Source organism: Streptomyces sp. CNP082 (genome assembly GCF_059570535.1).
In genome coordinates, this window is sequence record NZ_JCANSZ010000118.1 from 1 (window position 1) to 7,410 (window position 7,410).

The 7,410-nt window shown below is 67.8% G+C and carries 6 protein-coding genes; 4 read left to right on the plus strand and 2 right to left on the minus strand.

Translation table 11 applies throughout. The features are described from left to right. A partial coding sequence (locus tag B124_RS36625) for a DUF6851 domain-containing protein (RefSeq protein WP_496507346.1) occupies positions 1-650 on the minus strand: 650 nt, incomplete at its 3' end. 899 nt (positions 651-1,549) lie between these two features. Between B124_RS36625 and B124_RS36630 the strand changes: the two genes are divergently transcribed. Beyond that, complete coding sequence (locus B124_RS36630; RefSeq protein ID WP_496507347.1) at positions 1,550-2,830, plus strand: NAD(P)/FAD-dependent oxidoreductase; 1,281 nt, start codon at positions 1,550-1,552, stop codon at positions 2,828-2,830. A 171-nt stretch (positions 2,831-3,001) separates the two neighbouring features. Here B124_RS36630 and B124_RS36635 read toward each other — a convergent pair whose 3' ends face one another. Further along, positions 3,002-3,901, minus strand: a complete 900-nt coding sequence (locus B124_RS36635; RefSeq protein ID WP_496507348.1) for an aromatic prenyltransferase — start codon at positions 3,899-3,901, stop codon at positions 3,002-3,004. A 351-nt stretch (positions 3,902-4,252) separates the two neighbouring features. On the opposite strand from B124_RS36635, the gene B124_RS36640 reads away from it, so the two are divergent. The 3 genes from B124_RS36640 to B124_RS36650 all read left to right on the plus strand — a co-directional run. After that, positions 4,253-5,116 carry an aromatic prenyltransferase gene (locus B124_RS36640; protein ID WP_496507349.1) on the plus strand — a complete coding sequence of 288 codons (864 nt, stop codon included), beginning with the start codon at positions 4,253-4,255 and terminating at the stop codon, positions 5,114-5,116. Next, positions 5,113-6,549, plus strand: coding sequence for a DUF6851 domain-containing protein (locus B124_RS36645; RefSeq protein WP_496507350.1), 1,437 nt, complete (start codon positions 5,113-5,115; stop codon positions 6,547-6,549). The genes B124_RS36640 and B124_RS36645 overlap by 4 nt, the downstream gene beginning before the upstream one ends. A gap of 199 nt (positions 6,550-6,748) precedes the next feature. Beyond that, positions 6,749-7,410, plus strand: a 662-nt coding sequence (locus tag B124_RS36650) for a DUF6851 domain-containing protein (protein ID WP_496507351.1), incomplete at its 3' end; no start/stop codon positions are given.

Consider the following 7,410-nt stretch of genomic DNA (forward strand, 5'->3'; position numbering starts at 1 on the left):
TGCAGCTGCGGCTGCCAGCGCGAGGGATTGTTCACCTGGAACGCGGTGTTCACCGGCTCGTAGCCGGTGTAGTCCGCCCACGGCCTGGGGTGGTATTTGCGGCCCTCGTAGCCCAGCACGTTCATGCCGTCATTCTTCAGGGCGTCCCAGGCGTTCCTGGCGGCCACGTTGCCGATGCCCACCGGGCTGCTCAGGTCCTCCGAGGTGTCCTCAGGATCCAGGCCGAGCGAGACCATCAGCTCCTGCAGACGTCCCACCTGCTGCGGCAGGACCTCCTTCCAGACCCCGTGCTGGGCGTGGATCGCGGCGATGTTCATGTTCCGGTTGGTGGCCGACTCCCCGGAGGGGCGGCGCGGGATCCGGGTGAACACGCCCACGGCCGTCTCGTGGTACGGCGCCAGCGCATCGAACGCCGCAAGCCACACCACCCGGTTGATCCACAGGAACACGGTCACGTCCATCGGACCGAGGATCTCCAAGGTGGGCGACTGGCCGGCGTTCTCGTCGGTGGGCTGCGCCCACTTGATGTAGTTGTCCTTGTCGAGGTCGAAGGCGACCTGGGCCGGCGCACCGCCCGGCTCGGCTGAGGCCGTGCCGGAGAAACCCGCCGTGGACAGGGCCGCGGCACCGCCGAGCCCGCCGAGCAGCATGGACCTGCGCCGCGGTGAGAAAACTGAGACAGAAGCGTGTCCGGACGTCGTCATGCGCTGTGTTCCTTTCCTTAAGGAGAGGGCTCCGCGGTCCAAGGCGGCGTCTGCGGGCCGACCATGCCCCCCACCTGCCGCACACACCGGCTGTTCCGGCGCATCCATAAGAGCAGGCGCGCTCATGACTCCTGTTCTGCACGGGCTGCCGATAACACCCTTGAAAAAGTGAGGAAAAACCATGCCGCGCCGCAGGTCAGGGAATTCTGCGCGGCATCTGAGCCTCGGTGGCCACCGTACTGGGCAATGCTAGAGGTCCACTAGAGGTCAACTATGGCCAGACGGCCTCGAACCGGCACCCGAAATTCATGCCGCGGAGAAATACTTTACACGCCGTGCCCGGCGCCCGCACAGCCCGCCCGGACGGCGGCACCGTAATCCGCATAAACGCCCTGCCGGCCCTTGTCTTTCACATACAATCAGCCGGACGCGGGAAACTGCGGGGGAGCAGAGCCGCCAGATTCACCTGCTGACAGCCCGCTTGCTTCCCCGGGGAAATCCGGCGCCCCCGTCCGGGAAGCACGGCGCCCGGAATCCCGGAAGGAACCCGGGCAAGCGCGGCACCTTCCCGCCGCGCTCAGACAGGCAGGGCAGCACCGCCCCGGGGCGGACGGCGGCCCCCTGCCCGGCTCCGGCTGAGACCCGGCCCCGGCCCCGGCCCCGGCCGCGGCAGTGCTGAAGGCCGGGCCGCCGCACTGTCCCGGTGGAATCTCCCCTGAGCAATCTGGGCGATGACAACGCCCGGCACCCCGCCTGCACTCTGGTCGTGAAGCGCGTTTCGCGTGCGTGGAGGGGGTCTTCACGCGCATCGCTGGTGCGGCCGCATCGGAACTGGAAGGTCCTATATGTCGTCCACCCCTGTCAGGTTTTCTGGCGATTTCGATGTCATTGTCATCGGCGGGGGGCCCGCCGGTGCGACGACAGCCGCGCTGCTGTCCAGGCGCGGGCACCGTGTCCTCGTACTCGACCGTGAGCGGTTCCCCCGCTACCACATCGGGGAGTCACTCATTCCCGGCGTGATGGTCCCCATGGAAGAACTCGGCCTCAAAGAGCGGATGGAGGCCAAGGGGTTCGAGCGCAAGTACGGCGGCACCCTGGTCTGGGGCAACAACGAGGTGCCGTGGAACTTCTCGTTCACCACCGGCGGCCGCATCCCCTACGCCTTCCACACCCGCCGCGCCGACCTGGACGCACTGATCCTGGACCGCGCCCGTGAGCTGGGCGCCTTCGTCGTGGAGGACGCGACGGTCAAGGACACCGTCGAGGAGGACGGCCGTGTCACCGGCGTCCGCTACGCCCTGCGCGGCCTGGGCGGCACCCAGGAGGCCAGGGCCCGCCTGGTCATCGACGCCTCCGGGCAGGCCCGCGTCATCGGCCGGAAGCACACCGAGGTCAACTGGAACGAGCAGTTGCGCAACGTCGCGGTGTGGACGTACTTCGACAACTGCCACCGCCTGCCGGGCGATGAGTGGAGCAACATCCTCATCGAAGGGACCGCGGACGGCTGGTTCTGGGGCATCCCGATCGACAAGGGTGTCTTCAGCGTCGGTTACGTGACGCGTTCGGAACTCGCGACCGAGTCCGAAAAGCCCCTCGAAGACCTCTTCGAGTCCGAGATCGCGCACACCACCAAGCTGAAGGAACTCCTCAAGGACGCGACCCAGGCCGCGGGATACCGCTCCGCGCGCGACTGGTCGTACACCAACGACCGTTTCCACGGCAAAGGCTGGGCGCTGGTCGGAGATGCCGCCGCGTTCGTGGACCCGCTGTTCTCCACCGGTGTCGCGCTGGCGACCCTGGCGGGCAGCACGCTGTCGAAGGTCGTCGACAAGATACTCCAGCACCCGGCGATCGAGGAGAAGGCGCTCGACCGGTACTCCCACGCATACCAGGAGTTCTTCCACGACATCCGCAAGTTCGTCGAGGGCTTCTACGACCGCTCGAAGACCAAGGGCTTCTACTTCAACATGGCCCAGGAGATGGTCGACCCCGAGAAGGAGAACGAAGCCGAGGTCGACTTCGTCAAACTGATCTCCGGGCTCAGCGGACGCCAGGGCGGGCTGTTCGAACTCAACGTCGACGACCTCATCGAGGACGCCAACGCCGTGTCCCCTTCCGGAAGCTGAGGCCGCCGGCCGGCGCCGGCCGGCCTTCCGGCGGGCACCCGCCCGCGGCGCACACGGGCAGCACAGGACGAAGACCGCGGCACGGTGAAAGCCCGGGAGACAGACTCCCGCAGGACGTCACCGTGCCGCGGCCGTGAAAAAAAGGGGGGCGGTGCGCAGCCGTCACCGGCCTCAGCCCGCGGGGCCGAGCAGGACCCGTGCCTCCAGGGAACCCTCGCTCAGCTGGTGGTACGTCTGGAGCTTGAAGTACTCGCCGCCGGAGTACGAGGCGACGTTGTACATCCCCTGGACGGGACCGGGATAGGTGTGCGGGACGTTCATCGCGAACTTCTCGACATCCGCCTCCACCGCGATACGCCCGGGCAGCGCCCGCGCGTCCGCGACCCGGGTGGCGAACGTGATCCGCTGGATCTTCGGGGAGTCCCACGTCAGGGTGGTGTAGATGCCGATCGCCTGCCTGGCGAGCGTCAGCAGCTGCGAGCTGGGCTCCGGCAGGCCCAGGTCGCGCAGCATGGCGCGGACCGTTTCCGGCTCGCGGCACTCGCCGGGGAACTGCAGGAAGTAGACGTTCACCGTCCGGCTCGGGTAGTCGATCCCGATCATGCTGTTCTTGTCGTCCAGGCCGTAACGGGCGTAGAAGTCGAGATTCTCGGCCAGGCTCGGCGGCATGGACGGCAAAGCCGCGACCTTCGACAGCTTCTGCAGGTCGTTGCCCGGCAGGAACGTCCAGGTCTTCCGGAAGCCTTCACTCACTCCGAAGTCGACACCGTGAGCGGTCACCGGAATGTTCGCCTGCACGTCGTCGAGCAGCGTGCCGACGGGGTGGTCCGTGGCTTCGGCAATGCCCTTCGACACCGCGTAGCGGTACGGGTTGACATCCGCCGGCAGCGCCGTGAAACGGCAGTCGAGATCCCGGCTGCCGCGCGTCGTCACACGGAAGGCCACGACGACCTTCTCCAGGTCGTACGCGGACAGGATCGGCCAGACCTTGTCACGCGAGGGAGATATGTCCAGCAGCCCGGACGTTTCCTCGATGGCGGCGTAAAGACCTTCCATGCCTGCGCCAGTCATGTACCCTCCAGTCCAATCTGACCAATCTGAGCAGTTCACGCCGGGCGTCCGCGGGAACCAGGACACCGGCACGGACACCGGCGCCGGCGCATGTTCTCCTGGTTACGGTGAGCAGGGCCGACAGGCATAGCACGCCCCATTTTCGTCACCCCGAGAATTGTCGGTGCGGGCACCCGGAATGTCAAGAAGACCCCTCTCATAGTTCCTTTCGAGCGGCCCTTTAGCGGCGGGTGATAGGGTCGCTCACCAGGATTTCACGGAAATTTATTTCGGCATCGACTTTGGGGAACCAGGGTGTCCGAAGGAACTGAGGCGGAAGGTCTCCACTCGGCCCTCGAGGAATCAGCTCGAATGGTCGGCGCGCCTTTCTCACGTGACCAGGTCTGGCCGATCCTGTCCGCATTCAGCGGCGGGTTCTCCGACACCGGCGGTGTCATCATCAGCCTCCAGGCCGGCACCCAGGTGTCGGAAATGGAGTACTCCGCCCAGGTTTCCCCGGGGATCGGTGACCCCTACGCCCACGCCCTGGCCAGCAGAATCCTCACCCCCACGGACCATCCGGTCAGCACCGTGCTCTCGGAGATCGTGGCGCTGGTCCCCACCAGTGAGCACTACATCGACTGCGGGATCACCGGCGGGTTCAAGAAGATCTACGCGAACTTCCCGCACGCCCCGCAGACCGTGTCCGCACTGGCCGGCCTGCCGTCCATTCCGCGCGCGGTGGGCGAGAACGCTGAATTCTTCGCCCGCTACGGTCTCGAAGACGTGGCGCTCATCGGCGTCGACTACAAGAACAGAACGATCAACCTGTACTTCCAGGCCCCCGCCGCCACCGCCGGAGACCTCGGCCCGAAGACCGTGTCGGCCATGCTGCGCGAAACCGGGATGAGCACACCGAGCGAACAGATGACGGCGTACGCGGGCAGGGCGTACCGGATCTACGCCACGCTCGGCTGGGACACGCAGGAGATCCTCAGGATCGCCTTCGCGCCGCAGCCGCACCGCAGCATCGACCTGGCAGAACTCCCCGCCCGCCTCGAACCGAGGATCAGGCAGTTCATGCGGGCCACTCCGCACAAGTACCCCGGCGCTCTCATCAACGCCACGGCCGCCAAGTGGTCGCCCGTGTACGAGGTCCTGGACCTCGCGGCCTACTACCAGGTTTCTGCTCTGCACCTGAAGGCAATCGAAGCGGAGGAAGGCCAAACCTCGTGACGACATCCGGCCGTGCCCAGCAGATACCGTTCGATTTCGACAACGGCAACTTCATCCGTGACCTGATCACCACCCACGGTGCGGGCGGCTACCCGCCGGCCGATGCGATGGCCCCCGGCGATGCGGCCTCCTACACGTGGGTGACGCATCTGCTGCAGACCTCGTGGTTCGACGCCCTGGCCCCGTACCACCCCAGCGCGGTGGGCGTGTACTCCCGCATCCCGCGCCGTCCCGCCGGCGAGTCGGCCACCAACCGGAACAAGAACATCGCCGGCCTGCACGCCATGTTCCAGGTGGCCAAGACGGTGTTCACGGAGCGGACACCGGTCCTGCGCCAGGCGCTTCAGGCACTGGGCCTGGACCCTGACGACGAGTCAGCCGACCCGGCCACCGCCGTCGGCATCGGCAACACGGCGGGCAGGGCCGTCGTCGCCGCCCGCGTGAAGGACGGCATGAACGCCCTGGGAGACGAGCGCCGCACCTACCACGGGCAGCCGTATGAGGACTACACCGGCTACCGGCCGGTGAACACCGCCGACGAACTGGCCGATCCCTCACGCTGGCAGCCCGCCGTCGAACCGCACCGCCGCCGCATCAACGGCGGCCCGGGCGACAAGGCCATCTTCACCGCCCAGACCTTCGCCACCCCGCAACTGGGCCTGGTCACCCCCCAGACGTACAAGGACCCCGGCCAGTTCACGCTTCCCGCGCCCGGCCACCTCGACCACACCGACGCCGCCGCCTACCGGCAGGCGGTCGACGAGGTGCTGGCGGCCTCGGCCGCCTTGACCGACGAGCGCAAACTCAAGGCGGAGTTCTTCGAGCACACCCCGCTGTCGGTCACCCTGGCGCCGCGCGCCGCGGCACTCGCGCACGATCTGGACCTGGACGGCTGGGCGCAGCTGTTCCTGGTCTGCTCGACCGCGCGGTTCGACAGCCTGATCGCCGCCTGGCACCACAAGCGCGACTACGACGCCGTGCGGCCCTTCAGCGCCGTACGGCACGTGTACGGCAGTGACCCGGTCACGGCCTGGGGCGGAGTCGGCAAGGGCACCGTCGACGACATCCCCGCCGATGAGTGGACCGGCTACCTGCCGGTGGGCAACCACCCCGAATACCCCTCCGGCTTCACCGTCCTGACCGCCGCCCAGGCGCAGGCCGCCCGCCGCTTCCTCGGTGACGACGTCCTTGACTGGACCCACACCTTCCCCGCCGGCTCGGGCCAGAAGGAACCGGGCCGCGTCCCGGCCGCCGACCTGGAACTGACCTGGGCCACCTGGACCGGCTTCGCGGACGACTGCGCCGCCAGCCGCGTATGGGCCGGCGCCCACTTCACGAAGACCGCCGACGCCTCCCTCGCCTTCGGCACCCAGTTCGGCGACCTGGCCCACGCGTTCGTCCAGCGGCACATCAACGGCGACGCCACCCGCTGACCAGCCGCGTCCCCGCGGCGGCGGACGCCGGCCCGCGGGGAGGCCGCCGCCCGCCCGCACCGCGCCCGGCGGCGTGATGCGGCAAGCACACGGCACGGCCACCGATCACTTCTCCATCATCGTGACGAATCAGGGGACAGGGGATATCACCATGACGACGTCCGGACGCACTGCCTCTTCAGGCTCTTCAGGGTTTTCCGTGGGCCGCAGATCACTGCTGATCGGCAGCGCCTCGGCCGCGGCGCTGTCCCAGCTGGCCTTTCCCCGCCTGGCCGGGGCCGCCACCGGCGAGAAGGCGGCCGAGATCGACTTGGACCTGGACAAGGACAACTACATCAAGTGGACCCAGCCCACCGACGCCGCGGCCGGTGTGGAGGGCAGGCTGGCGTTCATCGGGCCGATGGACGTGACGGTCTTCTTGTGGACGAGCCGCGCGGCGATGCTGGCGGTGTTCGATGCGCTGGCGCCGTACCACGAGACGGCCGTCGGCGTGTTCACCCGGATCCCGCGCCGCCCTTCCAGTGAGACCACTACCAACCGGAACATGAACGTCGCGACCATCTACGCCCAGCTCGGCGTGTGGAAGCGGATGCTGCCCCACGACACCCAGGGCATCCGGGATCTGATGACGGCACTCGGCCTGGATCCTGAGGACACCTCGGAGGACCTGAGCAGCCCGGTGGGCATCGGCAACGTGGCCGCCAGGAACGCCTGGGACGCTGTGAAGAACGACGGCATGAACGTGCTGGGTTACGAGGGCCGCACGTACCACCCCAGGCCGTGGGCGGACTACACCGGCTACGAGCCGGTGAACACCGCGTTCCAGGTGAACAATCCCTCGCGCTGGCAGCCGCAGCTGCA